The following is a 24,976-nucleotide window of genomic DNA, read 5'->3' as shown; positions in this document are numbered from 1 at the left end:
CGTGAGCGGATCGCGACGCCGAGAGCGGAACGGGTAAGACGCTCCGCGACAACGCCTCTCCGAATGCAGCAGCCCGAGCCGCAGTCGTTCGACCGGGTGCTCTCTTCGATGTGCACGGAGCCGCATCCGGCGGCACGGGAGGCGGCGGAACGCTTCCTCGCAGCGAACCCGGGCGACCCGGCCACCTACGAGACGGTCGCGTCGTTAGAGGAGCGTGCGGTCGAACTGCTGGCGACGCTCGCGGACCACCCGACTCCGACCGACGCGGCGGGATACGTCACGTCGGGCGGAACAGAGGCGAACGTGCAGGCGGTCCGGTCGGCGCGGAACCGACACGACGCGAGCGACGTGAACGTCGTCGTCCCCGAGAGCGGCCACTTCTCGTTTCACAAGGCCGCCGAGTTGCTCGGCGTCGAACTCCGGACCGTCCCGGTTGACGACGACCACCGAGCGCGGACCGACGCCGTCGCCGCGGCGGTCGACGGAGAGACGGCGCTGGTCGTCGGGGTCGCGGGCAGCACGGAGTACGGCCGCGTCGACCCGATCGCGGCGCTGGCAGAGATCGCACACGACGCAGGCGCGCTGATGCACGTGGACGCCGCGTGGGGCGGCTTCGTCCTCCCGTTCACGGACCGGGAGTGGTCCTTCGGCGACGCCGCGGTAGACACGCTGACGATCGACCCGCACAAGTTCGGACAGGCACCCGTTCCGGCCGGCGGGCTCCTCGCGCGCGACGCGGCGGCGCTGGACGCCCTCGCGGTCGACACGCCCTACCTCGAGACCCGATCGCAGGCGACGCTGACGGGCACGCGGAGCGGGGCCGGCGTCGCCGGTGCTGTCGCCGCGATGGAGGCGCTGTGGCCGGAGGGCTACAGAGACGCCGTCGAGCGAGCCAGCGACAACACCGAGTGGCTCGCCGCGGCGCTCGACGACCGTGGATACGACGTGGTGGAGCCGTCGCTGCCGCTCGTCGCCGCGAGCGTTCCCGAGTCCGAGTTCGACGCCCTCCGCGAGTCCGGATGGAAGGTGGCGCGGACGGCGAGCGGCGCGCTCCGCGTCGTGTGTATGCCGCACGTGACCCGCGACGGTCTCCGAGCGTTCGTCGCCGACCTCGACCGGATACGAGACTGAACGAAACCGCCGCGCTCGGCGGCCGCGTCTGCTGCGGTGGCGGACAGACGGCAGTGGGGGTCCCGAGCGGTTCGCCGTGCGACCGTCTCGACCGACTCGGGGCGAGCGTTACGTCACGGGAACCGATCGTTCGGGTTCGTATGTGAACCGTCGGTCGCATGCTCGGAGAGAGACGCGACGGAATCCCGACGCGGCGGACGCGGCGGACCGAAACGATCATGCGACGAGCGCGCCACCGTCTGAGTATGCACGTCGTCGTCAACGCCGCCCAGAGCGTGGACGGGAAGCTCGCGGCGAGAGACAGGGAGCAGCTCCGAATATCTGGGGCGGAAGATTTCGACCGCGTCGATCGGGTGCGGGCGGCGGCCGACGCGGTGCTCGTCGGCGTCGGAACCGTCCTCGCCGACGACCCGCACCTCACGCTCGACGAGGAGGACCGCCGAGTCGAGCGCCTGCGGAACGGCCGGTCGGGACATCCCGCTCGGGTCGTCGTCGACTCGTCGGGGCGGACGCCGCTCGACGCACGCGTCCTCGACGATGCGGCGACGACGTACATCCTCGTCTCGCCGGGAGCGTCCGCGGAACGCCGGGAGGCGCTCGCGGAGGCCGGCGCGGAGGTGATCGTCGCCGAGAGCGACGACGGCGAGCGCGTCGGTCTGGCGTCGGGAATGGACGCGCTCGCCGAGCGGGGGATCGACCGACTCATGGTCGAAGGGGGCGGCGAGGTTATCTACTCGTGTTTTGCGGCCGGGCTCGTCGATGAACTCCACGTGTACGTCGGGTCGATGGTGATCGGCGGCCGCGACGCGCCGACGCTCGCCGACGGTGAGGGGTTCGATTCGGCGTTTCCGACACTCGATCTCGTCGGGACCGAACGGCTCGACGACGGGATCGTGCTCTCCTACGAGGTGGATGCGGCCCCCTGACCGCCACCATGGTGTGTGACCCCTCAGCACGGATCGGCCGGTACACGGTCCGTGCTACCGGTTTGCACTCGAATCACCGAAGTCTTTATATATACCCCGACGGTATTGTTCGGTACCAGAACGCCTCCGGCGCTGGTGGATCGCACGCTGAAATGAACGGGAGCTCTTGTGAACGGCCCCACACACGACGGCGAGCGGTCGCTATCCCCGGAGCGGTGATGGAGAGATAAAAAATGGTAACGAAAGACGAAGTCATCGAACAGTACGATATCGAGGCGATGGACGAGGCGGACAACGTGGACCTTTCTGAAGACGACTTGGAGAACGGCTCCAAGGGCCAGCTCATCAAACGCGCCGGTCAGCTGCGAGACCGACGCAACGAGCTGAACCAGATGGCCTCCGAGCGCGCCTCCAAGCGCGACGACCTCAACGCGAAGACCCGCGAGAAGGTCGACGAGGCCCAGGAACACCGCGAGAAACGCGACGAGCTCAACGAGCAGGTCCAAGAGCACAAGGACAAGCGCAACGAGCTCAACGCCGAGGCCAACGAACTGTTCGACGAGGTCGAAGAGCTCAAACAGGACATGGAGCTCGGCTCGGGCAAGTCGATCGAGGAGCTCGAATCCGAGATCGAAGACCTGGAGTTCCGCCAGCAGACGGAGGTCCTCGACGCCGAAGACGAGCGCGAACTCATCGAGAAGATCGACGAGAAACGCGAGAAGCTCGCCGAGAAGAAGGAGAAGGTCGACGACACGAGCGAGCTCGACGAACTCGTCGAGGAGGCAGAAGAGGTCCGGTCCGAGGCGTCTCAGCACCACCAGAAGGTGACTGAACTCGCGGACAAGGCCCAAGAGCATCACAACCAGATGATCGAGGCCTATCGCGAGGCCGACGACATCCGCGACGAGGCCGACGAGATGCACGAGCTGTTCGTGGAGGCACAGGAGGCGGCCGACCAGCACCACGAGGACTTCGTGCGCGTCCAGAAGCGTCTGCGCGAACTCGACAAAGAGGAGGAGCGCGAGCGCAAGGACGAGCGCGCCGAGAAGCGCGAAGAGGAGAAGGAGGAAGCCGAGGAGATCTATCAGAAGTTCAAGGAGGGCGAGACGCTCGACACCGAGGACCTGATGAAGCTCCAGAAGACCGGTCTCCTGTAGGCCGGCATCGACGTTTCTGCGGTCTTTTTGCGGTAGGCGGCACTCCCGGTGAGCGGCCGCGATCGCGCTCAGACGCGAATTTCCGCGGTGTCGAAGGGATGCCCGAGGCCGCGGCGTGAGAGGCCGTTTCGGTCGCCGATCGGGTGTCGCGCGACGGCGGTCGGGTGCCGGATCGTCCCTCTCGTCGAGCCGTCACGGCTCGGTCAGTCGCTGCGGGCCGTCTCCTCTTCGGCGACGAAGCGGTCGTACGCGGACGTGAACTCTCCGTCTTCTTCGGCCGCGTCCTCCCACGCGGTGAGACCGCGTTCCGCGGCCGTCCCGGCGATGGAGTTGTCGAGTGCGAACGCGACTATCCCGCCGACGGCCATGCCCGTCGACCCGATGACGTAGACGGTGTTCGCGACGACGTCGGCACCGAGGAGGGGACCGAGCAGGGCGGTTTCGGCCAGTCCCTGTTGGAACGCGCCCGCGTTCCCGACGCTCCGTAGGTACTCAGGGATGGCCAGTCCGGAGAAGAGCGCGATCCCGATGACGAAGATGTTCCGCGACGAGTCGAGGTCGACGTACTTGAGATTCGAGAGCCCGACGCCGACGATCTGTGCGAACATCGCGATGTAGAGGCCGCCGATGATCGGCCCCGGGATGGTTGCGACGAGCTGGCCGAAGTAGCCGACGAACCCGACGAGGATCATGAGCGCGGCACCGATCTGGACGACGTACCGCGAGGCCACGCCGGTGAGGCCGATGGCACCGATGTTCTCGGAGTAGGAGGTCGACCCGCCGGTTCCCATGATCCCCGAGAAGACGTTCATGACCCCCTCCATGCCGATGCCGTGAGTCATCCGTTCGCTGCTCGGAGCGCCCATGCCGGAGAGGCGGGCGACGGCGTGGTAATCGCCGATGGACTCGACTATCGAGGCGGCGATACCGGCGAGCATGCCGATGACGAAGGCGGGCGTGACGCTCGGCGTCCCCCACTGGAACGGGTATATCGGGTGGACCGGATCGGCCGCGGCGACGCTCGCCAAGTCGACGTAGCCGGGCGCGTCCGGCCCGATGACTCCGGAGACGGACAGCGCGGCGGCGAGTATCCACGCGACGACGATACCGAGGAGAACCGGGAACAGCTGGAACACCTTCGATTTCGCCCCGAGGTACTGTGAGAACAGGACGATCGCGACCAGCGTGAGACCGACGAGCCACCAGTTCTGCGTGGCCGTCGTGATGTCGGGAGAGTTGAAAAGCGACAGACCGATGAGGACGATGACCGGCACGATGACGACCGGTGAGAGGTACCGTCGCAACCGCCCCACGAGCCCGAGGTACCCGATCGCCACCTCGGCGAACGCGGCGACGATGATCGCGCCTTGGAGTTGGAGCAGCGCCGCCCGCCACGCGACGATACCCTCCGGTGGATTCGCCGTGACGACGCCGATGACGGCCAGCGCGGGCGCGAGCATCGAGAACGGTGCGCCCTGTACGATCGGGTAGCGGTTGCCGAGCGTCGTCTGCGCGAGGGTCGCGATTCCGGAGACGACGAAGAACGTGCCGACGAAGCGCGGAATGACCGCGTCGGGCATCCCCATCGCGCCGGCGAGGATGAGGGGGACGGCGATGTTCGCGCCCACCATCGTGAGGTAATGTTGGGCGCCCAATAGGAGCGATTTCCCGAGCGGCGGTTTGTCCTCGATCCCGTACTGTACGAATGCGTTTTCGTCCTCGTTCCCTGCCATCGTTGTGGCGTCAATCGCCGCAGGGCTACAAAAGTTCAATCGTTGCAGCGTGACGGCGGACGGGGGTCGACAGACGCCGGAGCCGGATCGAACGCGTGGCCGAGCGGCGGAGACGGTCGTCCGTCTCGGCGCGCGGGCGGCGGATCGCCTCGGCGCGTGGGCGGCAGATCCGGACAAGCGCCCGGCACGCCGAGAGCGCTCTCGTCGACAGTATATATACGGCCGCACGTCTAACCGAAGGCATGGAACGCGATCATCGCTCGAACGGGACGGATCTCCTCGCGGCCGCAGCGGTCGGTGCGACGGCGGCGGTGGCCGGCACGCGGGTCGTCGCTCGACTCACCCGAGGCCGGTTCGGCGACACGGCGGAGTACAACGTCGCGAAGGTGTCCGTGTCCGGACCGATCACCCGCGACACCGGACGGCCCTCGCCGCTGTCGGGACCGGGGGGAGCGACCGCGGACGACGTCGTCGAACAGATCGAAGCGGCCGACGACGACGAGAAGGTGGAGGCGCTCCTCGTCGAACTCAACACGCCCGGCGGGGAGGTGCTCCCGAGCGACGACATCAGGCGCGCCGCGGCGGCGTTCGACGGGCCGACGGTGGCGTACGCGACCGACCTCTGTGCGTCCGGCGGCTACTGGATCGCGAGCGGCTGCGACGAGCTGTGGGCGCGCGACGCGAGCCTCGTCGGATCGATCGGCGTGGTCGGCTCGCGGCCGAACGCGGCGGGGTTGGCCGACAAGCTCGGCATCTCCTACGAGCAGTTTACCGCGGGCGAGTACAAGGACGCCGGCGTTCCGCTCCGCGAGATCGAAGACGACGAGCGCGAGTACTTACAGGGCATCATCGACGGGTACTACGAGCAGTTCGTCGAGACGGTGAGCGAGGGCCGAGACATGGACCCGGAAGACGTCCGCGAGACCGAGGCGCGCGTCTACCTCGGCAGCGACGCCGCGGAGATCGGCCTCGTCGACGAGTTGGGCACCGAGAGCGACGTGGAATCGCGGGTCGAGTCGCTGATCGGTTCAGAGCCCGAGATACGCGAGTTCGAGCCCGAACGGGGGATCGCAGAGCGGCTCGGGTTAGGCGCACAGCGGGTCGCGTTCGCCGCCGGCAGCGGGGCGGCGAGCGTGTTCACCGGCGAGGGCGGCGACGTCGACGTCGAGTTGCGGTGACGACGCCTCGGCGGGTGTGACTCCCTCACAGTCGGGCGACGGGGAGCTTTTTATTCGGGCAGATAGAGTGTCGAGACGTGACGACGCTGGTCATCTGTATCGATCGCTCGGGGGCGATCGGCCGGGCCACGAACGTCCCCATGCCCGTCGCCGGGTGGGAGGCCGTCCGGTCGCTCGTCACGGACGCCGGGCTCAGCGACCCGGAAGACGCCAGCGTCAACTGTCTCCTCGAATCGCTCCGAGTCGCTCGCGACCTGCGCGACGAGCGCGAGGAGTCGGTCGTCGCGGTCGTCTCCGCCGAGAGCGACAGCGCGGTCGGCGCGGACCGCTCTCTCGCCGCGCAACTCGACGACCTCGTGGACCGGTACGACCCCCGCGCGGCGATCGTCGTGGTGGACTCCGCGGAGGACGAACGCGTCCTTCCGATCGTCGAGTCCCGGATCCCCGTCGACTCGGTCGACCGCGTCGTCGTCCGGCAGGCCCGCGACATCGAGTCGACGTACTACCTGCTCAAGCAGTTCCTCGCCGACGAACAGCTCCGGTCGACGGTGCTCGTTCCCTTCGGCGTCGCGCTGCTCCTGTTGCCGGCGCTGTTCTACTGGTTCTCGGCCGGCGCCGCGCTCGCGGGCGTCGCCGGGCTGCTCGGTGCCGCGCTCCTGTACAAGGGCCTCGCCATAGACAGGGTCGTCGCGGGCGCGCCGGAGCGGGTCCGCGAGGCGCTGTACGCCGGTCAGGTGTCGGTCGTGACGTACGTCGTCGCGGCCGGCCTCGCGCTCGTCGGCGGCTTTTTCGGCGTGCTCTCGGCCTCGGATCTCGGACCGGCGGAGCCAGCGATCGTGCGGGCGGTGGAGTTCGCGTTCGCCGCGGTCCCGTGGGTCGCGGTCGCGGGCGTGACGGCGGCGGTCGGCCGGCTGCTCGACGAGCTGATCCGCGACGAGGGGATCCGCACCCAGTACCTCAACCTCCCGTTCGTCATCGTCGCGGTCGGGCTCGTCGTCCGCGGGTTCGCCGGGTACTTCCTCGCACAGGAGGCGATCCTCGACCCCTTTGAGATGGCCGGGTTCGTCGTGAGCCCGGTCCAGCGGCTCGCGGCGTTCATCGTCGGCGGGATCGTGGTCTCGCTCGTCGGCGTCAAGGTCGCGAGCGACGTCGGGACGGAGACGCTCGAAGAGGTCATTGACGCCGACCGGGACGGGAAGTGACCGCGGCCGCGCCCCGCGGCCATCTGCGCGGTGACGTGACCGCGCTCCTTTTGTCGCTCGCAGTCGCGTGAACGCGCATGGACGTATACGGACTGATAGGGAACCCGGTCGGCCACTCGCTGTCGCCGCCCCTTCACGAGGCGGGCTACGAGGCGCTCGGGATCGACGCGCGCTACGTGACGTTCGAACCGGACGCCGACGCCGCCGCCGCGGCGGTCGCGGGCGCGGCCGACCTCGGCGTCGCCGGACTCAACGCGACCATCCCGTTCAAGCGCGACGTCGCGGACGCGGTCGACGCGGATCCGCTCGCCGAGCGGATCGGCGCGGTCAACACGGTCGATTTCTCTCCGGTCCACGAAGGCGACGCCGACCGTCCCCGCGGATACAACACCGACGCGGCGGGCGTGACGCGCGCGTTCGCACACCACGACGTCTCGCTCGACGGGGCGTCCGCGGTCGTCGTGGGGGCCGGCGGGGCGGGGCGGGCCGCGGCGTTCGCGCTGGCCGACGCGGGCGCGGCGGTACACGTCGCGAACCGAACCCCGGAGCGCGCGTCGTCGCTGGCGGCGGAGATCACCGGGGCGAGCGGCGGCGGCCTCGACGACCTGAGCGAACGGGTCGCGGCGGCGGACGTGCTCGTCAACGCGACGAGCGTCGGGATGGAGTCGCCGGACGAGACCCCGGTGCCCGCAGAGCATCTCCACGGGGACCTGGCCGTCCTCGACGCGGTGTACGCGCCGATCGAGACGCGGCTGCTCCGAGAGGCGGCCGACGCGGGCGCGACGACGGTCGACGGCGCGTGGATGCTGCTGTTTCAGGGCGTCGAGGCGTTCGAGCTATGGACCGGCGCGGACGCGCCGGTCGAGGCGATGAACGCGGCGCTGCGAGCGGAACTGGAGTGAGCGGGGGGTTCGGCTCGGCGGGCCGGTGAGGCAGCCGACCGCGACTAGGCGAACCCGGGCGTCGCCAGCAGGCCGGCGACGACGAGGAGGGCGACGGAGAGCCCGGCGGCGCCGTAGAAGAACGGCTTCGCGTCGCGGGCGGGCTCGCGGAGCTTGCCGGTGTCGACGCCCGAGAGGAGCTTTCCGCTCGCGACTTCGACGAGGCCGGTGATCACGAACCAGAGCGCGAGCATCGTCAACACGAGGTGACCCCGACCGCTCCCCGTGAGCGACTCGACCGTGTACAGCGTGCCGGCCATGTGGCCGCCCGTGGCGAGGAACGCCAGCGCGCCGATCCGGGTGATCCACCTGAGGCGGCCGACGATACGCGAGAGCGCGTCGCCGGCGACGTCGCCGCGGAGCGCCGACGGGAGCACGGCGATCGACACGAACAGCACGCTGCCGGTCCACAGGACCGCGAAGCCGACGTGGACCGACCACATGACGGGATTAAGCGCGTCCATACTCACCGAACGCGCCGAGGACACTTATATACCGGCGAGACCGATCCGCGGGCCGGATCCCGGCGCTCTCGCGTCGAGTGCTTTTAACTGTTCCACGGTCGTACCACCGGTCGATGGCCCTACTCCAGAAGATCAAAGAGACGCTCGGGTTCGGGAGCGCCTCCGCCGAACGCGACGAGACGGACACCGAAGTGACGGTCGAACACGAACCGGACGACGCGGACGCAGATCCGGTGGAATCCGCTCCGAACGACGGTTCGGACGGCGAGGGGGAGCCGGTCGCGGCCGAGACGGACGCCGCCGCCTCGACCGAGGCGCTGGTCGACGAGGACGGCGCGGCCGGCGAGACCGAGGAGGCCGCGGAGCCGGCGGAGGCCGCAGAGGGAGCCGACGAGGAGGCGGCGGTCGACGACGACGACGTCGGTCCCGGCGTCGAGAACATCACCGGGATCGGCCCGGCGTACGCCGAGCGGCTGGCCGAGGTCGGGATCGAGACGATCGAGGAACTCGCGGCCGCGGACGCCGGCGACGTCGCCGAGCGAACCAGCGTCGGCGAAAAGCGCGCCGCGACGTGGATCGAGCGGGCGAACGAGTTCTAACCGGGCTCTCTCGGCGGGCCCGTCGCGGTCGGATCCCCGCCCGAACCGGTGTCGACCGGCGGGACCACAACTGTTTCCTCCGCGCCCCCGAACCGTCTCTCATGCAGCGACCGGTACGCACCGGCCGAGACAGGTTCCGCGCCGCCGCAGCCGCGGCGTCGGCCGGCGCTCGGGTTCCGGTCGAGTGTCGCGTCACCGTCGCGGACCCGTTCGCGGCGTACCGACGCGCACGCGACGGGCCGGGCGGCTTCTTCTACGAGACCACCGGCGGCCAGTCCGGCTGGGGCTACTTCGGCGTCGACCCGGTCGAGCGGCTCACCGTCTCCGCCGACGCGGCCGTCGCGGCCGAGTCCTCGACCGGGGACTACCGTCGACCGTCACCGACGCTCGCGGCCCTGGAGGGCCTCGTCGAGGGAGAGACGCTCGCGCGCGGCGACTGCGAGGTTCCCTTCCCCTGTGGCGCGTTCGGCTGGCTCTCGTACGACGTCGCGCGCGAGCTGGAGTCGTTCCCGGCGTCGCCGCCGGAGGGGCGGGGTGCGGTCGACGACCGGGGGCTCCCGCGGCTGCAGGTCGGCGTCTTCGACCGCGTGGCGGCGTGGGAGTGTCCGACGGGCGGCGACGGCGAGAGCGTCACGCTCCGCGTGACAGCGTGTCCGCGGGTGCCGGCCGGCCTCGACGACCCCGAGAGCGACCGGGACGCGCTCGACGGTCTGTTCGACGCGGCGGCGGCGCGGGCGGACGACCTGATAGACCGGGTCGAGTCCGGCGATCCGGCGGTCGGACCGGCACCCGCCTCGGACGCGTCGACGGCGGCGTTCGAGAGCGACACCGGCCGCGAGGGGTACACCGAGGCGGTCCGGCGGGTGAAGGCGGCGATCCGCGCGGGCGACACGTTTCAAGCCAACGTCTCACAGCGGCTCCGCGCGCCGGCGGCGGTCCACCCGGTCGCCGCCTACGACGCCCTGCGGCGGGTGAACCCGGCACCGTACTCGGGGCTGATCGAGTTCTCCGGCGTCGAGCGCGGCGACGCGCGGCGCGGCGTCGACCTCGTGAGCGCGAGCCCGGAGCTGCTCTTGGAGCGCGTTCCGGACGACGAGACCGGCGATCCGGAGGGGGGCACTCGCCTGCGCACGGAGCCCATCGCTGGGACTCGTCCGCGGGGCGAGACGCGGGAGGAGGACGAGGCGCTTGAGGCGGAGCTGACCGACGACGCCAAAGAGCGCGCCGAACACGCCATGTTGGTCGACCTCGAACGCAACGACCTCGGCAAGGTCTCCCGGTTCGGAACGGTCGACGTGACCGAGTACCGCCGCGTCGACCGCTACAGCGAGGTGATGCACCTCGTGAGCCTGATCGAAGGCGAGGCGCGGCCGGGGGTGGGACTCGCGGACGCGATCGCGGCGTGTTTCCCCGGCGGGACGATCACCGGCGCGCCGAAGCCGAAGACGATGGCCATCATCGACGAGTTGGAGGCGACCCGACGCGGCCCCTACACGGGGTCGATGATCGCGGCGGGGTTCGACGGCCGCGCCGCGTTGAACATCGTGATACGGACGCTGGTCCGGCACGCCGACGAGTACCACCTGCGGGTCGGCGCGGGGATCGTCCACGACTCCGAGCCGGACGCCGAGTACGACGAGACGCTGGCGAAGGCCCGCGCGCTCGTGAGCGCCACGGACGAGGCGCTCGCGGCCGGCGGGATGGCCGTCGACCGGCCGGAGGTGACGGATGACTGACGCGCGCCGCGGGGAGAGCGCCGCCGCGGATGGCCGACAGACCGGAAGAGACTCGCCGGCCGGTGGCGGCTGGCGGGCCGGCGAAGGCGACCTCGACGCGCGGATCCTCGTGATCGACAACTACGACTCGTTCGCGTACAACCTCGTCCAGTACGTGGGCGAGGTCGCCGGCGCGGTGACGGTGCGACGGAACGACGCGGTCGACCTCGCGGGGATCCGCGCGATCGACCCCGACGGCGTCGTCGTCTCGCCCGGGCCGGGGACCCCCGCCGACGCCGGCGTCTCGACCGCCGTCTTCGACCTCGACCGCCCCGTCTTCGGGGTCTGTCTGGGCCACCAGGCGATGTGCGCGAGCGGCGGCAGCCGGGTCAGTCACGCGCCCGAGGTCGTCCACGGGAAGCCGTCGACTATCAGCCACGACGGCGCTGGCGTGTTCGCCGGGCTCCCCGACCGGCTCCGCGTCGGGCGCTACCACTCGCTTTGTGTCACGCGCGGGGACCTCCCCGAGGACCTGATCGAAACCGCGCGTACCGAGGACGAGCGGTCGGTCGTGATGGGCGTCCGTCACCGGGAGAAGCCGCACGTCGGCGTGCAGTTCCACCCCGAGAGCATCCTGACGCCGCGCGGCGAGGCGATGGTCCGGAACTTCGCGGAGGTGTGTGCGGACCGTGCCTGAGGACCCGCTGCGGTACCACGTCGACGGCGATCTCGTCCCGGCCGACGAGGCGACGGTCTCCGTCGAAGACCGGGGGTTCGCGTACGGCGACGCCGCCTTCGAGACGCTGCGGGCCTACGGCGGGGAGGTCTTCCGGTGGGACGCGCACGCGGCGCGGCTCGCGGACACCTGCGAGACGCTCGGGCTCGATCACGGCGTCGCAGATTCGGAGTTGAAAGCCCGGATCGACGAGACCCTCGCGGCCAACGGCCTCGCGGACGCGTACGTGAAGTGCTCGGTCACGAGGGGAGTCCAGCCCGGGACGCTCGACCCGAAACCCGACGTCGACCCGACAGTCGTCGTGATCGCGAAGCCCCTGCCTCGCGGGGGGGTCGGAGCGGGAGACGAGGGCACAGGCGCGGACGGCGCGGGCGCTGACGGCTCGGGAGACAGGGGTGAAGGAACCGTCTACGACGGGCCGGCCGCGCTCCAGACGACGAAGACACGCAAGCCCTCGCCGCGCGCGTTCCCCGCAGACGCGAAGACGCACAACTACCTGAACGGGATCCTCGCTCGGCTCGAACTCCGGGTCACGGGCGCGGACGAGGCGCTCATGCTCGACGCCGAGGGAAACGTCGCCGAGGGGGCGACGTCGAACGTCTTCTTCTCCGACGGAACCGCGCTCAAGACGCCGTCGCTCGACGGGCCGGTGCTCCCCGGCATCACTCGGCGCGCGGTGATCGAGATCGCCGACGAGGAGGGGATACCCGTCGAGGAGGGGACGTACGCGCCCGACGCGGTCCGGGAGGCCGACGAGGTGTTCCTCACCAACTCGACGTGGGAGGTCCGACCGGTCGCGACCGTCGACGGGATCGCGGTCGGCGGAACGGGAGGGGAGAGACCCAGCGGGGAGACGGACGCCGCCGCGGGCCCGCTCACCACGCTCCTCTCGCGGCTGTTCGACCGGCGCGTGGAGGAAAGGTACTACGACGGGGAGCGGCTGTGAGGCCCGGCGTCGCGTTCCCGACGTGCAGCCGTGCGAGACGCCCGCCGCGGGCACACCGTTATCCCGCCACGGGCCGTAGGTGACGGATGGCAGACGACAAAAACGGACGCGAAAAACAGGCGGCAGACGAGGACCGCCGACAGCGCGAGCGCGAGATCGCCGACGAACTTGAGCGCGGCGACGAGGGCGAGCCCGCGGTCACCGACGCGGCGCTCGCCGACCTCGAGGCGGCGCTCGAATCGCTGTCCTTCCCGGCGACGGGCCGCGAGATAATCGCGACTGCCGGCGACCACGAGGTCGGGTCGGTCGACGGGACGCACGCCGTCGCGGACCTCTTCCCGGACGCCGACATGGAGTCGTTCGACGCGCCCGCGGCCGTCAGCAAGCGGGTCCGGCGACCCGCTGTCGGGGTCGCGATGAAACGGGTCGTCGAGGCGGCGGCGACCCTCCCGGACGAGGAGTTCGGTCGGTCACAGCACGAGGCCTTCGAGCGGAGCTTTCGGGCGCTGAGCGATGTCGACGGACTCGACGACGACGACGGCGTTCGGACCGTCGCCGACTGGGTCGTCGCCGAGGTTCACGAGAGGCGGACGGTCCCCGGCTCCAGGGACGTGCGCCGACGGGCGGCAGCGTACTGCCGGGAGAACGGCCACGAGGTGCGCGACGACGAGTGGCTCGGGGTCTGAGACGGCCGACGCCACGCAGTACGACCACCCCAGCTAGCCCGGCCAGCCCGCTCAGTCGCGTCGACGGTCTCGGGTGCGAGCGACGAACGCGGAACGTTGAAGCGGGACGCAGGCCACGGACGGGTATGGACGCGGACCGCCGGATCGCCGCCGTGGAGGAGGTTCCAGAGGAGAGCACGCTGCTCGTGACGCTCCGCCCCGTCGACGCCGACGCGGTCGACGACGGCGAGGGAGACGTGGGCGAGTCCGACGACGGCCGGCCGGAGGCCGAGGCGATCCTCACGCGGGCGGTCGGCGAGGTGGCGGCGTTCCGCAACTACTGTCAACACTGGACCGACGTGCGCCTCGACAAGGACGACGGCGCCTTCGTCCGCAACGGCGAGGTGTTCTGTCAGAAGCACGGCGCGACGTTCGAGGCCGACTCCGGCTACTGCAACTTCGGCCCCTGCGAGGGCGCGGTCCTCGAAACGGTCGACGTGACCGTCGACGGCGGCGCGGTGTACCTCACCGACGACGCCTACGAGTTCGTCCGACTCGGTCCCGCCCAGCGCGACGGCGACGCGGGCGACTCGCGGATCGACTTCACCGGGAACTGACCGACGAAGCGCCGCAGAACCGGGCGTGCGCCTCGAACGCTCCGTACGCCGCACACGCCTCTCGTACCGCCGAACGGCATTTATCGAGGGCGAGCGTACACCGCACCGAAGCGCCCCAGCACGATGACTCTCAGATCGCTCGCCGGCTCCGGCGCGACCGCCCTCCTCGTCGGCCTCGTCGTCGTCATGCTGATCGGCCAACAGCTCGGTCAGCCGATCCTCCTCGGGTTCGTGCTCACCGGCAGCATGAACGCCGAGCCGGCCGACATGGCTCCCGGCGACGGGTTCGTCGCGGTCCCGCCGTCGCTCGCCGGCGACGTCGGCGAGGGCGACGTGGTGACCTTCGAGGCCAGGGAGCTGCAAGGGGGCGGGCTGACGACTCACCGGATCGTCGACGAGACGGACGAGGGGTACATCACCCGCGGCGACGCCAACCCCTTCACCGATCAGGACGGCCCGGAGCCGCCGGTACAGGAGTCGCAGATCGTCTCCGTCGCGCTGCAACTCGACGGCGAGGTAGTGGTGATACCGAATATCGGCCTCCTCGTCTTGGGGATGCAAGAGGCGTTCTCTATCGGCGCGTCGGCTCTCAGCGGCGTGCCGGGGTTGGGTGGACTGGCCGACGGCGACGTGGGCACGTCGATGGTCGGCGTCGGACTGCTGCTCTTGGCCTACAGCGTCGTCGCCGAGATGGTCGGCGGCGGCGGGCGGGGGCGGCCGGACCGGTCGGAGCGGTCGCGCAGCCGGCGGAGCGAGACGAGCGCGGTGCTCGTGCTCGTCGTCATCCTGCTTCTCATCACCGTGCCGGCGACCGCGAGCATGGTCGTCCCGTCGGGGACGAACGACATCACGATCGTGAGTTCGCAGACGCCGAGCGGGAACCCGACCGTCATCGAGCGGGGGGGCTCGGTGGAGTACACGTACAACTTCACGAACGACGGGTTCGTCCCGCGGATCGCGGTCGTCGAAGCCGCGAGCACGGGCGTCGACGTGAGCCGGTCCGCGTTGGTGGCGGGTCGCGGCGAGACCGCCTCCTCGACCGTGACGATCCACGCACCGAACGAGACCGGCGCGTACGTCCGGTCCGTCGGCGAGTGGCAGTACGTCCAGTTCCTCCCGGCGTCGGTGATACTCGCGCTTCACGCGATACACCCGTTCGTCGCGGTCGCGGCGATAAACGCCGTCATCGTCGTCGTCGTCACGGCCGTCTACGTCGTCGCCGTCGGACTCGAACCGTTCCGGTTCCGCGACCGTGACCGCGACCTCGCCCTCGCCGACCGCGTCCGCCGACGGATCCGCAAGTGGCTGTGAGCGCGGCCGCGAGCGCGTCGCTCCGCCGAGCCGTCACGTCCCGAGGATCAGCCGGAGGTTCCACCCCGTGAGAAGCAGTCCGAGCCCGGTCGCCGCGACCGGCGGCCAGTAGTAGGAGTACCGCTCGCGGGTGCGTCCCCCCTGCACGCTGATCGATATCAACACGAGGAAGACGAGGAGCTTCAAGGCGAGGAACCCGGGGACGCCGACGGTCGCGAGCAGTCCCCCGACGACGGGGTTCCCCTCGATCAGCCCCGGGACGGCGACGGTCGCGTACAGGGTCGAGACGACGTCGCCCACGCCGTAGGCGAGCGCCGCGACGAACCAGAGCGCGTAGAACGCTCCCGGCCGACTGCGGTAGAGTGGCGGCTCCGCGACGCTCGAGGGCTCGACCGCGGCGGCGGGGCGGGCGTCCGCGTCGTCAGCGGTCGCCGCGTCCGCGCCGTCGGTCCCGCCCGTCGTCCGCTCCAACAGCGTGTCTATCTGGCTGCGCCGGGCGGCGATCTCGCCGGTCAGCTCCCGGTATCGCTCGTCGTCGTCCAACTCCTCGGGGTCGCGTCTGGCCTCGACGCGTCGACGCCGCTCGACGAGCGAGAGGTACCGGTCGAGCGCTCCCTCGACCGCGCCGTGATCGACGAGCCGGGCGACCGTCTCGCGAAGCTCTTCGCGGTCGATCGGCCGCGGGACGTACTCGTCGACGTCGAGGCCGAGGACGGAGAGACCGCTCGTGTCCCCCGACAGCAGCCCGATCTGACAGTCCCCGTTGCGGGCGCGGATCCGACCGACCGTCGCGGCGGGATCAGCTTCGATGAGTCCGGCGTCGAGGAGCACGACGTCGATCTCGTCGTCGAGCGCGTCGAGCCCGCTCTCGACGTCCGCCGCGATGCGAACCGCGTGCGCGTCGAGCCACGCCGCGTACTCGGACGCCCGCTCGGGGTCGGGATCGAAGAGGAGGACGGTACCGTCGGAGTCGCGAGACATTCACGCGGTCACGTCGTGCTCGCGGAGGCCTAAGGGTTGGCGTCACGGCGGTTCCGGCGGACGCGACTCGCCTCGGCCGCCGCCCCCGCTCACGGCTCCGTTTGTGAGTCTGTGTGCGATTTCGTTCGTGAGTCCGCGAACAGCCCCTCGATGACCGTCTCGATCAGCGCCTCCTCGACCTCGTCGTAGGTCCCGTCCGGCACGACGGGCGTCTCCCGCGCCTGCGTGACGAAGAGCAGCGACCGCATGAGCCCGCGGACGACCTCCGGATCGTCGATCCGGAAGTCGTCCCGTTCGACCCACTCGTCCGGCTGCGGTAACACCCGGTCGAAGGCGACCCGCTCGCCGCTGTCTGCGGTGTGGTCGCCGCCGTCGCCGCATCCGACCGTTTCCCCGTCGCCTCCGGAGTCGTGCGTGTCGTCGTAGCTCGTCCCGTTCAGCCGCTCGTCGATCCGCCGGATCTCGCCATCGACGAACAGCCGCCGGATGAGGGGGTTCGACCGCACCTGTCCGAGCGTCGTCCGCAGGATCGTCTCCGCCTCCTCCCGGGGCGTCTCCGCGGCGGCGACCTCGGCCTCCAACGTCTCGAACAGCCGCCCGCGCTCGGCGATCAGCACGGCGAGGTACAGCGCCTCCTTCGAGTCGAAGAACTGGTAGAACGTGCTCGTCCCGATCCCGGCCGCGTCCGTCACGTCACTCACGCGCGTCCGGTCGAACCCGTACCTCGCGAACAGGTCGTGGCCCGCGTCGATCAGATCCGCGCGGATGCGCTCGCGGTCCTCCTCGGAGAACCGCGTCACTGCGCGCCCCCACACGCCGACCGCCGGCCCGTCTCGAACTCCCGGTCTCTCGGTTCCATACCGCCTATGAGATTCCACGAACGAAATATTTATTGATTCGTGAGCCAACTGTCGGTCGTGCACCGAGCTAGTTTCTCCGCCCCGAACAGTCCAGATACGACGCCCCTCCGACCGCGACGAGCGCGCTCCGTCATCCCCGTGCCGACCACGGACGCCGCAGCGACAGAGGCGCGGTAACGCATGCGGACGCGAACGCTGACCGCGATCCTCGTGAGCGCCCTGCTGCTCGCGAGCGGCGTCGGCGCGGGTGCCGTCGGCGCGGAGTTGGCCGGGACGTCGGCCGGCGCGAGCGACGCGCCGGCCGGAACCGCTGCGATCGCCGGCGGCGCGGCACCCGCGCAGGCCTCGAACGTCGGCGGGTCGCCCGACCTCGACGTGTTCGTCTCGAACCCGAACCTCGTCCCCGGTCGGACGAACCAGGTCGAGCTGACGATCGCCAACGACGGGAACCTCCGGTTCGGCAGCCCGGCCGCGGCCGAGACGGCGACCACCGCGCGGAACGTCCGGGTCGACGCCGAGGCGTCGGGGCCGCTCTCCGTCGAGTCCGGCGAGACCGCGATCGGCGGCGTGACGACCACCGCGCCGGGGTCGGTCCCGGTGAGCCTCAACGTTCCCGAGGGCGTCGACCCCGGCACGTACACGCTCGATCTCGACCTCACCTACGCGTACTACTCCTCCGGCGAGGACCGCACCGTGACGGTGTCTCGACAGGTCGACCTCCGCGTCCGCGACGACGCCCGCTTCCAGGTCGTCGACGTCGAGAGCGACACGCAGGTCGGCGACAGCGGCACCGTCGAGGCGACGATCGAGAACGTCGGCGCGGAGACGGCCCGCAGCGCGGACGTGACCTTCAGCACGCAGAGCAACAGCGTCACCGTGAGCGGCGGCCAGTCCGACACGGTCCGCGTCCCGGAGATCGGTCCGGGCGAAACGGCGACGGTCGCCTACGACGTGGGCGTCGCATCGGACCTCCCGGTCCAGCAGTACACCCTCTCCGGCTCCGTCGCGTTCGAGGACCCCGACGGTATCACCCGCACCGACGACGGGCTCTCGCTCGGCGTCCTCCCGCTCGCCGAACAGGAGTTCGCGCTCACCGACGTGGACTCACAGCTCCGCGTCGCCGAGGACGGTGACCTGGTCGGTACCGTCCGCAACGACGGCCCGGTTCGGGCCGAGAGCGTCGTCGTGCGGTACGCCGGCGACGACCAGAGCGTGCTTCCCGCGGAGCGGTCGACCGCCGTGGGGACGCTCGGCGCCGGCGAGTCCGCCAACTTCTCGCTGCCGATCGCGATCGGCGGCGAGGCGGAGGCCGGGCTGCGCTCGCTCGACATGGCGGTCCAGTACCGCAACGACGAGGGCGAGTCCCGAGTCTTCGAGGAACTGGTCGTCGACGCCGAGGTCGCCCCCGAGCGCGACCGGTTCGACGTCGCGATCGAGAACCGAACCATCCCGTCCGGCGGGACCCGCACCGTCGACGTCGCGGTGACGAACAACCTCGACGAGCCCGCGAGCGACGTGGAGGCCCGCCTGTTCGCCGACGACCCGCTGGACACCGGCACCACCGACACGGGGTACGTCCAGTCGCTCGACCCCGGCGAGACCACGACGATGACCTTCGAGCTGACCACCACGGGCTCCGCGACGGCCGGGAGCACCTACCCCGTCTCGTTCGACTTCCGGTACGACGACGCCGACGGCGACAGCCAGCTCACCGACACTTACCGCGTCCCGATCGACGTGACCGAGAGCGAGGAGGGCGGGCTGCCGCTGCCGGTCATCGTCGTGGCGCTCCTCGTCGTCGGGACGGGGGCGCTCGTCCTCTACAGGAGGCGGCAGTAACCGATGTCGCGGTCGCTCGGCGAGCAGACCGAGGCGTGGACGCGGCGACTCAACGACGCGATCGTCGACAGCCCGCGCCGAGTCATCGTCGTCTTCCTCGTGCTCACGGTGGTGTTCGCCGGCGGAATAGGGCTCGTCAGCACGGACACCGAAGCGACCGACTCGTTCACCGAGGGCCTCGACGAGCAGGAGGCGCTCGACGCCGTCAACCAGGAGTTCGAGGACCCGTTCGAACCGGAAAGCGAGTCGACGCAGCTCATACACTCGGGAGGTAACGTCCTGACGAAGGAGGCGCTCCTCAGGGACCTACGGGTCTTAGAGGAGATAGAGTCGCGAGACGACCTCCGCGTCGCCTCCGCGAACGGCCCGGCCACGGTCGTCGCCCAGCGGCTCGACCCCTCGGCGACCACGGCGGCCGAACAGCGGCGCGCGATGGAGTCGACGAGCGCGACCCGCGTCCGGCAGACCGTCCGCGACCTCTCCGAGAACCCGCGGTTCACCGGGACGCTCGCGACGGACTTCAACCCGACGAGCGCGAGCGCATCGGCGTCGATCACGGTCGTCTCACACGACGTCCCGGCGGGGTTCTCTAGCGGTGACCTCCAGGACATCCAGACGACGATCCGGTCCATCGCGGCGGACCAACCCGGCGAGATAACCGCGTTCGGCAGCGGCGTCACGAACGCCGAGACGGCGAACGTCATCGGCGACTCGCTCACCATCGTGATGCCCGTCGTCGTGTTGTTGCTGCTGTTGTTCTTAGTCGTCGCCTACCGCGACCCGATCGACCTCGCGCTCGGGCTGTTGTCGCTCCTGATGACCGTCGTCTGGACGTTCGGTTTCCTCGGATTTTCGGGGATCCCGTTCAGCCAGCAGCTCATCGCGGTTCCCGTGCTGCTGCTCGCGGTCGGGGTGGACTTCGGGATCCACATCATCAACCGCTACCGCGAGGAGGTCGTCGACGGCTACGAGGCCACCGAGGCGATGCGCGAGGCGAACAACCAGCTGATGATCGCCTTCATTATCGTCACCGTGACGACCGTGTTCGGGTTCGGCGCGAACGTCATCTCCGACCTCGGGCCGATCCGGAACATGGGGCTCGCCTCGGGGATCGGGATCATCTTCACCTTCCTGATCTTCGGGCTGTTTCTCCCGGCGGCGAAACTGGAGGTCGACCGGTTTCGAGAGCGGTACGGCGTCCCCGAGTTCAACTCCGCGCCGATCTCCTCGGAGGAGTCGACGCTGGGGAAACTCCTGACGTTCCCGGCGCAGGTCAGCCGGTACGCGCCGGTCGCGTTCGTCGTCGTGTTGCTCGTGACCGGCGGGATGGCCGCGGCGTACGGCAGCGGCGTGGACACCTCCTTCGAGACCGAGGACTTCCTCCCGCCGGAGGAACAGCCCGACTACGTGACCGGGCTTCCGGAACCGTTCGCGCCGAGCGAGTACACCGTCACCGAGACGCTGAACCTGCTCGAAGACCGCTTCTCGACGAACCAAGACCAGTCGGTGAAGTTGTACGTCGAGGGGAACTTCGAGGAGGGCCACGCGCTTGAGGCGCTCGCGGACCCGAACGACGACGCGACGGGCGCGCTCGCCGTCGGCGACGGCGGGAGCGCCCAACCGACCAGCATCGTGACCGTGATTCGGGGACACGCCGAGCGAGACCCCGAGTTCGCCGCGCTGGTCGCCCGCAACGACGTCGACGGCGACGGGATCCCCGACCGCAACCTCGGCCGGATATACGACGCGCTGTTCGCCTCGTCGGCCGGCGACCGCGCCGAACAGTACCTCACGCCGGACCGGCGGAGCGCGCAGGTCGACTACGCGATCGACTCCAGCGCGTCACAGGCCGAGGCGGCCGTCGACGCTCGGGAGTTCGCTGACGACTTCCGGTATGAGGCGACCGCGACCGGTCAGCTCGTCGTCTTCGACGCGGTGACGGACATCATCTTCAACTCCGCGATCCAGGGGCTGATCCTCGCCATGGCGCTGACGGGGGTGTTCCTCGTCATCGCGTACGCCACCTTGGAAGGCAAGCCGCTTCTCGGGATCGTGAACCTCTTTCCGATCCTGATCGCGATCGCGTTCCTCCTCGGAACGATGCGGTACCTCGGCATGTCGCTGAACGCGTTGACGGCGACGATTCTCTCAATCTCGATCGGGCTCGGGATCGCCTACTCGGTGCACGCGACCCACCGGTTCATCGACGAGTTCAACGCGGGCGCGGACGCCTACGAGTCGATGGTCATCACGCTCTCCGGGACCGGCGGGGCCCTCCTCGGGAGCATGCTCACCACCTCGCTCGGGACGGGCGCGCTCGCGCTCGCTATCACGCCGGTGCTCGGCGACTTCGGTCTGTTGATGGCGCTGAGCGTGGCCTACTCGTTCGCGTTCACCGTCGTCGCCCTCCCGCCAGCAGTGCTGCTGTGGGAGCGGTATCACGGCGCGTGGGACGCTTTCGCGGTGCGCGTGACGGGAGCGTAGCTTAGCTCGGCTATCTCGGCTTAGCTCTCCGCGTCGTCGCCCGCCGCGTCGTCGGCGAACTCGAAGTCGTGCTCGCGAGCCGCGCCGGCCTCGCGGTCGCCCGCGTCCGGTCCGTTCGCGTTCGATTCGTCCACGTCCAGTTCTCTCTCGTCCGGTTCTCTCTCGTCCGGTTCGGCCGCATTCGACTCGCCCGCGTCGGTCGCAACGGGGTCGACGTCGGCGGTTCCGCCGTCGGTGTCGGTCGGGGTCACACCGGCCGCGTCCCCGCCGCTCGCACCGGCCGCGTCCCCGCCGCTCGGTTCGAACGCGTCCGCTTCCGTCGCCCGCGCCTGTAGCTCGTCGATCCGCGGGACCGAGGTCACGTTGGCGAAGAGCACCGTCGCGGTGATCGTCTCCGCGTCGGGCAGCGGCTCGTCGCCGGCGAGCACCTCCACGGTCCCCGTCTCCTCTTCGAGGAGGTACCGCCCCGTCTCGAACCCCTTCCGCGAGATCGCCGAGGGGGGACCCGAGAGGATCAACAGCGCGCGGTCGGTCGACGCGATGTCACAGGGCAGCGTCAGCGCGGAGTTGAGCGCCTGCTGGACCAGCCGCTTGACCGTCGCCGCGTCGGTCTCTCTTCCCCCGCGATCGTCGTCTGCGAGCCCGAGGATCCGAAGCAGGCGGTCGATCCAGCCCGACGAGTCGGTATCGATGGTGACCGTCTCGCGGCCGATGGAGGCGATACCGCCGACGTCGAGCGTCCGCCGGATATCGGCGGGGTCGATCCGCATCTCGGAGGGAGAGGTTGGGTCGCGCTCGCCGGCACCGAACAGCCCCACGATCCGCGTCGCGATCGCGTCGTTGATCGCGTCGTATCGGTCCGAGATCGGCTCGGTGCCGTGACTCCACGCTTCGTTGTCGACCGGGAAGACGGCGTCGGCGAGCGGGACGAGCGTCCGGACTCCACGGGCGGCGGTCAGCGCCCGCCTGTCCGACTCGGCCGACGCCGGGAGGACGCCGAGCGCGTACACCGGGCTCTCGTGGACCGCCTGCAGCTCCTCGACGAGCACGCTCCCGACGCCGGAGCCCGTGCCGCCGCCGAGCCCGGCGACGACCATCGTCGCCGCCACCTCCGTCTCGTCGATACGGTCCAGCGCGCGGCGGATCTCCGGGAGATCGGCCGCGGCGACCTCGGCACCGATCTCCGGGTCGCCGCCGACGCCGGGACGTTCGGCGGTCGAGCCTCCCGTCGCACCGCTAACGTCCGCCTCGTCGCGGTCTGCAGCGGTGGGAGCCGTCTCGTCCGCGTCGTCCGCGACGCGCTGGGTGACGGCCGGGTGCGTGTCGCCGATCAGGACCTGCCGCTCGTCCGGGATCGACTCGGTCTCGTCGAACGCGTGCGCCGCGGTGTTGAACGCGAGGACGTTCCCCTCGGTGAACCACCGACCCGTCTCCGCCTCGGCCGCGACCAGCCGGTCGACGATCCGCGTCCCCGCATCGCCGACGCCGATCAGCGCGAGTTTCATGTGTTCCTCGCGGCCGTTCGCCGCCGTCGACCCACGCCGGTGGACCGTCGATTCCGATCGTCAGACGATCGGGTCGAGGTCATTGTTGTCGTCGGTGATCAGCGACTCGATCTCCTCGTCGCGGACCGCGTCCAGCTCGCGGATCTTGTTCTGGGCGTCGACGGCCTGATTCTGTATCTCGTCGATCCGGGGCGTCTCCGTGACGTTCGAGAGCAGGACGACCGCCGCGAGCGTCGAAGAGTTCGGACGGGGGTCGTCGCCGGCGAGCACGTCGACGGTGTCGGCCTCGTTCTCTAACCACTCGCGGGCGGACTCGACGCCCTTCCGGGAGATGACATCCGGCGGCCCGGCGAAGACTATGAGCGCGCGGTCGGCGCTCGATACCTCACAGGGAACGGTGAGCCGAGAGTTGACGGCCCGCCGGACGAGCCCCTTGATCTTGGCCGCGTCCGTCGACTCCGCCTGCGGTTCCTCCGCGTCGTTGAACTTCGAGAGCAGCCCCTCTTTCGGGACGTCGAGGTCGGTCGACGCGTAGCCGATCGAGGAGACGCCGCCGACGTCGAGGGTGCGCATGATGTCGCTGGAGTCCATCGCGTTCTCGCCCACGTCGGACTCGTCGACCTCGCCGGCCGCGAGCAGCGTGACGATCCGGGTCGCCAGCTCCCGGTTCATCTCCGCGTACCCCTGCTCTATCGTCTGGCCGCGCGAGCGCCACGCGTCGTTGTCGAACGCGATGAAGTTGTCGACCTTGGTGACGAACGACTGCAGCGAGCGGGCGGCGTTGAGCGCCGGCCGGCCGCCCTCGTACTGGCCGGGGAGCACGCCGAGCCCGTAGATCGGCTCGTCGTACATCTTCTGTAGCTCCTCGATCACGACCGGCGCGGCTCCGCTCCCCGTCCCGCCACCGAGGCCGGCCGCGACGAGCACCGCGTCGACCTCGTGGATCTCGATGTCGTCGAACACGCGGCGGATCTCGTCGATATCGGTCTTGGCCACCTCGGCCCCGATCTCCGCGTCGCCGCCGACGCCGTGTCCGCGAGCCTTCTTGTGGGTGTCGCCGATGAGGACGCGGCGGTCGTCGGGGATGTTCTCCGGCTTGGCGAGGTCGGTCCGGGCCGTGTTGATGACGAGGGCGTGCCGACAGAGGTCTCGGCCGGTCTCGACCTCGAACTCGATCATCTGGTCGATGAGCTTGCTGCCGGCGTTGCCGACGCCGATGGTCGCGAGCTTCATCGGCCGGTCCTCCGCGGCTGCTCTGTGAGACAGTGCGAATGCGGCTGTCGTCCGACGCGGTCGGTACGGACGCGGATCTCGGTGTTCATGGGGTTGTTGGATGTCTCGTACTCGACGCGTATTAAGTTGTGTCAGACGCGAGAGCCCGCGTCGGCCGAGCGCGTCCGGACGCGCGTCCGTCTCGGAAACGGATCCGTTAACATCGCGACGACCCTCGATCGAGTAGATGGAAGAGACTGACCAGACCTCGGCGAGTACCGCCGACGCGCAGACCGACACGGACTCACGCGACCCCGCACCGCTCATCGGCCGACTGCTCTTCGCCGGCGGGCTGTTCGCGCTTGCGATTCGGAACCTCACGGACCTCGACGGTCGGATCGCCTACGCGGACGCGAAGGGCGTCCCCAAAGCCGACGCGCTGGTCCCCGCCGCGAGCGGCCTCCTGCTCGGCGGGAGCCTCGGCATCGGCGCGTGGAGACTCCCGAAGCTCTCCGCGGGCAGCGTCGCCGCCTTCTTCGCCGGCGTCACGCCGATCATGCACGACTTCTGGGCGGCCGACGAGGACTCGCGCGACGAAGAGCTCACGTCGTTCCTCCAGAACCTGACGCTTTTCGGTGCCGCGCTCGCGTTTCTCACCCGCGCCAGCGGCGACGAGTGAACGCCCGAGCGTGTTTTTCCGCCGACGCGGCTACCCCGGAGAGACGGTGGCCGCCGTAGATATTCTCTGAAGAGCACTCAGATAAGAACGTTCTT

22 protein-coding genes are annotated in these 24,976 nt (G+C 70.0%); 16 read left to right on the top strand and 6 right to left on the bottom strand.

The window, feature by feature from the left end; genetic code table 11:
* Window positions 1-63 precede the first annotated feature (63 nt).
* From mfnA to NO930_RS07810, 3 genes are all read left to right on the top strand, one after another.
* The gene (gene mfnA / locus NO930_RS07820; protein ID WP_256403040.1) at window positions 64-1,131 is read left to right on the top strand and encodes a tyrosine decarboxylase MfnA; all 1,068 of its coding nucleotides are present in this window, start codon (window positions 64-66) and stop codon (window positions 1,129-1,131) included.
* Window positions 1,132-1,376: 245 nt separating this feature from the next.
* Window positions 1,377-2,057 (top strand): 2,5-diamino-6-(ribosylamino)-4(3H)-pyrimidinone 5'-phosphate reductase, encoded by a 681-nt coding sequence (locus NO930_RS07815; RefSeq protein ID WP_256403039.1) that lies wholly within the window; start codon window positions 1,377-1,379, stop codon window positions 2,055-2,057.
* Window positions 2,058-2,290: 233 nt separating this feature from the next.
* Window positions 2,291-3,214, top strand: coding sequence for a coiled-coil protein (locus NO930_RS07810; protein ID WP_137783225.1), 924 nt, complete (start codon window positions 2,291-2,293; stop codon window positions 3,212-3,214).
* Between the two features lie 203 nt (window positions 3,215-3,417).
* Here NO930_RS07810 and NO930_RS07805 read toward each other — a convergent pair whose 3' ends face one another.
* Window positions 3,418-4,947: a uracil-xanthine permease family protein gene (locus NO930_RS07805; protein WP_256403038.1), complete on the bottom strand. Its 1,530-nt coding sequence runs from the start codon at window positions 4,945-4,947 to the stop codon at window positions 3,418-3,420.
* A gap of 242 nt (window positions 4,948-5,189) precedes the next feature.
* On the opposite strand from NO930_RS07805, the gene sppA reads away from it, so the two are divergent.
* The 3 genes from sppA to NO930_RS07790 all read left to right on the top strand — a co-directional run bounded on the left by sppA (window position 5,190) and on the right by NO930_RS07790 (window position 8,229).
* A complete protein-coding gene (gene sppA, locus NO930_RS07800; protein ID WP_256403037.1) occupies window positions 5,190-6,125 on the top strand; it encodes a signal peptide peptidase SppA in 936 nt (311 codons plus the stop codon).
* A 77-nt stretch (window positions 6,126-6,202) separates the two neighbouring features.
* A complete protein-coding gene (locus NO930_RS07795) occupies window positions 6,203-7,327 on the top strand; it encodes a DUF373 family protein (protein WP_256403036.1) in 1,125 nt (374 codons plus the stop codon).
* A 77-nt stretch (window positions 7,328-7,404) separates the two neighbouring features.
* The gene (locus tag NO930_RS07790) at window positions 7,405-8,229 is read left to right on the top strand and encodes a shikimate dehydrogenase (RefSeq protein ID WP_256403035.1); all 825 of its coding nucleotides are present in this window, start codon (window positions 7,405-7,407) and stop codon (window positions 8,227-8,229) included.
* Window positions 8,230-8,273: 44 nt separating this feature from the next.
* On the opposite strand, the gene NO930_RS07785 is transcribed toward NO930_RS07790, so the two are convergent.
* Window positions 8,274-8,732, bottom strand: a complete 459-nt coding sequence (locus NO930_RS07785; RefSeq protein ID WP_256403034.1) for a transporter — start codon at window positions 8,730-8,732, stop codon at window positions 8,274-8,276.
* Window positions 8,733-8,845: 113 nt separating this feature from the next.
* Between NO930_RS07785 and NO930_RS07780 the strand changes: the two genes are divergently transcribed.
* The 7 genes from NO930_RS07780 to NO930_RS07750 all read left to right on the top strand — a co-directional run bounded on the left by NO930_RS07780 (window position 8,846) and on the right by NO930_RS07750 (window position 15,321).
* Window positions 8,846-9,331: a helix-hairpin-helix domain-containing protein gene (locus tag NO930_RS07780; RefSeq protein ID WP_256403033.1), complete on the top strand. Its 486-nt coding sequence runs from the start codon at window positions 8,846-8,848 to the stop codon at window positions 9,329-9,331.
* 101 nt (window positions 9,332-9,432) lie between these two features.
* Window positions 9,433-11,067, top strand: a complete 1,635-nt coding sequence (locus tag NO930_RS07775) for an anthranilate synthase component I family protein (protein ID WP_256403032.1) — start codon at window positions 9,433-9,435, stop codon at window positions 11,065-11,067.
* The gene (locus NO930_RS07770) at window positions 11,060-11,743 is read left to right on the top strand and encodes an anthranilate synthase component II (RefSeq protein WP_256403031.1); all 684 of its coding nucleotides are present in this window, start codon (window positions 11,060-11,062) and stop codon (window positions 11,741-11,743) included. Before NO930_RS07775 ends, NO930_RS07770 begins: the two co-directional genes overlap by 8 nt.
* Complete coding sequence (locus NO930_RS07765; protein ID WP_137783208.1) at window positions 11,736-12,728, top strand: aminotransferase class IV; 993 nt, start codon at window positions 11,736-11,738, stop codon at window positions 12,726-12,728. The genes NO930_RS07770 and NO930_RS07765 overlap by 8 nt, the downstream gene beginning before the upstream one ends.
* Window positions 12,729-12,814: 86 nt before the next feature.
* Window positions 12,815-13,414, top strand: a complete 600-nt coding sequence (locus tag NO930_RS07760; RefSeq protein ID WP_256403030.1) for a DUF5789 family protein — start codon at window positions 12,815-12,817, stop codon at window positions 13,412-13,414.
* A 125-nt stretch (window positions 13,415-13,539) separates the two neighbouring features.
* Complete coding sequence (locus NO930_RS07755; RefSeq protein WP_256403029.1) at window positions 13,540-14,010, top strand: Rieske (2Fe-2S) protein; 471 nt, start codon at window positions 13,540-13,542, stop codon at window positions 14,008-14,010.
* Between the two features lie 123 nt (window positions 14,011-14,133).
* Window positions 14,134-15,321 carry a S24/S26 family peptidase gene (locus NO930_RS07750; protein ID WP_137783211.1) on the top strand — a complete coding sequence of 396 codons (1,188 nt, stop codon included), beginning with the start codon at window positions 14,134-14,136 and terminating at the stop codon, window positions 15,319-15,321.
* A 33-nt stretch (window positions 15,322-15,354) separates the two neighbouring features.
* On the opposite strand, the gene NO930_RS07745 is transcribed toward NO930_RS07750, so the two are convergent.
* The gene (locus NO930_RS07745; RefSeq protein WP_256403028.1) at window positions 15,355-16,302 is read right to left on the bottom strand and encodes a DUF5658 family protein; all 948 of its coding nucleotides are present in this window, start codon (window positions 16,300-16,302) and stop codon (window positions 15,355-15,357) included.
* 89 nt (window positions 16,303-16,391) lie between these two features.
* Window positions 16,392-17,102, bottom strand: a complete 711-nt coding sequence (locus tag NO930_RS07740) for a TetR/AcrR family transcriptional regulator (protein ID WP_256403027.1) — start codon at window positions 17,100-17,102, stop codon at window positions 16,392-16,394.
* Window positions 17,103-17,342: 240 nt separating this feature from the next.
* Here NO930_RS07740 and NO930_RS07735 point away from each other — a divergent pair, with 240 nt between their 5' ends.
* Together NO930_RS07735 and NO930_RS07730 are read left to right on the top strand one after the other, a co-directional pair.
* Window positions 17,343-19,001: a COG1361 S-layer family protein gene (locus tag NO930_RS07735; protein ID WP_256403026.1), complete on the top strand. Its 1,659-nt coding sequence runs from the start codon at window positions 17,343-17,345 to the stop codon at window positions 18,999-19,001.
* 3 nt (window positions 19,002-19,004) lie between these two features.
* The gene (locus NO930_RS07730; protein ID WP_256403025.1) at window positions 19,005-21,485 is read left to right on the top strand and encodes an efflux RND transporter permease subunit; all 2,481 of its coding nucleotides are present in this window, start codon (window positions 19,005-19,007) and stop codon (window positions 21,483-21,485) included.
* A 20-nt stretch (window positions 21,486-21,505) separates the two neighbouring features.
* On the opposite strand, the gene NO930_RS07725 is transcribed toward NO930_RS07730, so the two are convergent.
* Window positions 21,506-22,990 (bottom strand): tubulin/FtsZ family protein, encoded by a 1,485-nt coding sequence (locus NO930_RS07725; protein ID WP_137783592.1) that lies wholly within the window; start codon window positions 22,988-22,990, stop codon window positions 21,506-21,508.
* A 60-nt stretch (window positions 22,991-23,050) separates the two neighbouring features.
* Window positions 23,051-24,223 (bottom strand): tubulin/FtsZ family protein, encoded by a 1,173-nt coding sequence (locus NO930_RS07720; protein ID WP_256403024.1) that lies wholly within the window; start codon window positions 24,221-24,223, stop codon window positions 23,051-23,053.
* A gap of 226 nt (window positions 24,224-24,449) precedes the next feature.
* Between NO930_RS07720 and NO930_RS07715 the strand changes: the two genes are divergently transcribed.
* On the top strand, window positions 24,450-24,881 hold the full coding sequence (locus NO930_RS07715; protein ID WP_256403023.1) for a DoxX family membrane protein: 432 nt from the start codon (window positions 24,450-24,452) through the stop codon (window positions 24,879-24,881).
* The last annotated feature ends 95 nt before the right edge of the window (window positions 24,882-24,976 follow it).

It is taken from the genome of Halorubrum salinum (genome assembly GCF_024494575.1).
Classification (GTDB): Archaea; Halobacteriota; Halobacteria; order Halobacteriales; family Haloferacaceae; genus Halorubrum; species Halorubrum salinum.
The sequence above is the reverse complement of the archived record's forward strand: the minus strand, read 5'-3'. Positions and strand labels throughout refer to the sequence as shown.